Source organism: Parendozoicomonas verongulae, from assembly GCF_009711465.1.
GTDB classification, from domain to species: domain Bacteria; phylum Pseudomonadota; class Gammaproteobacteria; order Pseudomonadales; family Endozoicomonadaceae; genus Sansalvadorimonas; species Sansalvadorimonas verongulae.
The window spans coordinates 1,531-1,745 of record NZ_SMME01000605.1 but is presented as its reverse complement, the minus strand read 5'-3'; positions in this window follow the sequence as shown (position 1 = coordinate 1,745).

The following is a 215-nucleotide window of genomic DNA, read 5'->3' as shown; positions in this document are numbered from 1 at the left end:
GTCCAGAAAATAGCCTGGTCTGCCAAGGGGGTGGGAGTCCATCCGGAATCAGGTTGCCACACCAGGGCAGGGAAGCCCTTGGGTTGATAGCAGAGAGCTCTACCTGCTCCGCAACTCCCAGCAAAGTTCATTCCCCGTCAGCAGAAAGTGACGTGATAATAACGGGTGAATTCGTTGATGGATTTCCACTACCTTTTAACTCTGATATCAACGCA